Source organism: Synechococcus sp. R3-13, from assembly GCF_047462195.1.
GTDB lineage: Bacteria > Cyanobacteriota > Cyanobacteriia > Thermostichales > Thermostichaceae > Thermostichus.
In genome coordinates this window covers 1-2874 of the sequence record NZ_JANSIO010000015.1, presented here as the reverse complement: position 1 = coordinate 2874, position 2874 = coordinate 1, and the positions used below count along the sequence as shown (strand labels likewise).

The window sequence follows — 2874 nt, the reverse complement described above, 5'->3', positions numbered from 1 at the left end:
ATCTGCGAGGATCCCCGATTTCCTGTATTCGGCTTGGCGGCAGCGTTGGGCTCCAGAAGGCGTTGCCCTTCAAGCGGACTCCTTTTCCCAGAGCACTCCCCCTACAACTGACTTCTGGCCGGTGCCAACCCAAGGCTACCTCACCACCCGACAGTGGCATCAGGTCACGGGCGAAGGGGACTACCAACTGCTGGATCCAGGGGGGGTTTTCTGTCTGAAAGCGCCCCCTGCCACTGATCCCGACATTTTGCAAAAGTTGCGCCCGCAGCGCATCCCCTTGGCAGAGACCTTTGTCGCCCAGATCCCCCGAGGATCCGTCCACGTGGGCCACTATCCCCGCCACCTCTACGCCAGCTTTGCCAGCGGGGTGCTCACCCGCCGGGGAGAATTGCTCGCCGATCTATCCCTGAGCTTGCCACCGCCGGAGTTCCTCGACTGGGACTACAGGCCAGATCACCTGCGACACCACCCCCTGCTGGGCTTGCCCCATCTCCCCCCACCGATCCCACTGGATGGCCCCGTTGCCCTTTTGCCCTTGGGGGCAGTTAATTACTTTCACTGGATGGTGGATATTCTGCCGGCCCTCGATATCCTGCAGCGGTCGGGCGCCCTGGAAAAGGACATCCCCATCTTGATCCACGGGTATCAAAGAAAGCCCTTTCAGGTGCAGAGCTTGGCTGCTTTGGGGATCCCAGCCGAGCGCATCCTCAGCTTTGAGCAGTTGGGGGGATCCCATCTGCAAGCCCAGAACCTGATCGTGCCCTCGGCAGGCGCTCCGGTGGGGTGTTTGACGCCCAGGGGATTGGAGGTGCTGCGGCAACTGGCCCAGCCGAGTTTATCCATTGACCCCTTACAACCGCGGCGAATTTACATCAGCCGTCGCTCTGCCCGCTGGCGGCGGGTGATCAACGAAGCGGAGGTGCTGGCCTGCTTGCGCCCCTGGGGATTTGTACCGGTGCAGATGGAAACCCTCTCTCTTCCCGAGCAAATAGCCCTGATGCAGGGGGCAGAGGCGGTGATCGGGATCCACGGGGCGGGCCTAACCAACCTCGCCTTTTGTCAACCCGGCACCACCGTCATCGAGATCTTGCCCAGCAATGCAGTGCTTCCCTATTTTTGGAGTATTGCTCAGGTGGCAGGGTTAAGGTACTTCCCTTTGGTAGCACCTGTTTGTGATCCGGCTTTGGTGGCTCTTCTTTCCAGCCCCGATTTGGATCGAGAAGATGCCTGGGCTCGGATCCCGGACTTGCTGAATGTGCTGGAACAGACAGGGATCAAGGGATGATGGGATCGGAGGGACTCGAACCCTCACGTTCTTGAGGAACAACGGATTTTAAGTCCGTAGCGTCTACCATTCCGCCACGATCCCAATCTGTCAGCAATAGCCGTACTACTCTACCAAACTGCTTGCCTTGGGGGGGCAAGTCTTTAAGTTGGTTCACCCAGCCCTGCAGTGGAGGGTATGAAGTAGGGGATTGCTGCCCCTGCTGATGGGATCCCTGCTGTGCCCGCTGGCTTGAAGCTCCTACAACTTCTCTTTCAAAAAAACGTTGGCCACCCAGATCCCCACCACCGCCAAGGCGGCCATCCCATAAAAGGTATAGCTATAGCTGCCCAGCCTATCGCGAATTTGCCCCGCGATCATCGTTCCCGTCAAAGCCCCAACTCCATAGGCGGTAAACACGATGCCGTAGTTCTGGGCGTAGCGTCCCGGATCGAACAAGCGCAAGGTCAGGGCGGGAGCCATGGCCAGCCACCCCCCCAGGCAAAACCAAAGCAAGGAAAAGGCTACCCAATAGCCCAGAAGGGATCCCTGAGGAGGCAGGAGCATTAGCCCACAGGCCAGCAGGATCAGCCCATAGGAGCCCGTAGTGACCTGATGGGGATGTAAGCGATCGGCCAACCAGCCAAACAGAGGACGGCTGAGCCCGTTGAAAATGGCGAAGAGAGCCACGCTGTTGGCAGCCGCAGGGGGATCCAGGCCGATCAGCTCTTCCCCCACGGGGCCGGAAATCCCAATGGCGCTTAAACCAACCAGGGTGCCGATGGCATAGCAGATCCACAGGCCATAGAAGGAGGGGTTTCTCAGCAGAGGGAGAGAGCGCCGAGAAGTCAACGGAGAGCGATCTGGGCCATTCGTGGATTTTCTTGGAAAAGGTGAGGAAGGGATCCAATCGGGAGGAGGAAATCTCAGTTGGGTTGCGATCCCCAAGATCACCGCTGCAAAGAGGATCCCCAAAATCAGCAGCGTAGGTCGAGCCCCCAGTGCCTCGATCAAGCAGTTGGCCAGAGGAGCAGTGAGCAGGGGAGATAGGCCAAAGCCGACAATGGTGGATCCCACGGCCAATCCCTTGCGATCCGGGAACCAACGGGCTGCCACGGCCATTGGCACTCCATAGGCTATTCCCACACCGCTGCCGGCAATCACCCCATAGCAGAGGGTGATCCACCCAATAGAAGGGGCAAAGCTAGCCAGCCCATAGCCCAAACCCACCAAGCTGCCCCCCAGAGCCAGTACTCGGCGGGATCCCCAGCGGGGGATGACAAACCCTGTGATGGGCATGAGGGTAGCGTAGAACACGAGGGCAACCGTGTAGGGCAGCAGGCTCTCACTGGCCCCGATCCCCAGCTCTGTTTCCAGAGGCTTGCGGAAAATGCTCCAGGAATAGACGGTTCCCAGGCAAAGAAGAACCAGGAGCCCCAGGAGGATAAAAAGCCATCTCCCTCCATAGGCTGGTTGTCTATACAAAGTAATGGGGGATCCAACCCTTTTCATGGGTATTTGGAGCTTGTTAGCTTGTGGGGGCGTGGGGTAGCTAAGCCCCGCACTGTAACCGTAGCATCAGTGTCGGGATACAGATACCCCCACATGGT

The 2874-nt window shown here is 58.9% G+C and carries 2 protein-coding genes and 1 tRNA gene; 1 reads left to right on the top strand and 2 read right to left on the bottom strand.

Annotated features, from left to right (window positions below; translation table 11 throughout):
* Window positions 1-1285 (top strand): glycosyltransferase family 61 protein (locus NW856_RS00380; RefSeq protein WP_414398510.1); only part of this gene is annotated, 1285 nt, incomplete at its 5' end.
* Here NW856_RS00380 and NW856_RS00375 read toward each other — a convergent pair.
* A tRNA-Leu gene (locus NW856_RS00375) sits at window positions 1286-1369 on the bottom strand.
* Between the two features lie 156 nt (window positions 1370-1525).
* Window positions 1526-2749, bottom strand: a complete 1224-nt coding sequence (locus NW856_RS00370) for an OFA family MFS transporter (protein WP_414398508.1) — start codon at window positions 2747-2749, stop codon at window positions 1526-1528.
* Window positions 2750-2874: the final 125 nt, after the last annotated feature.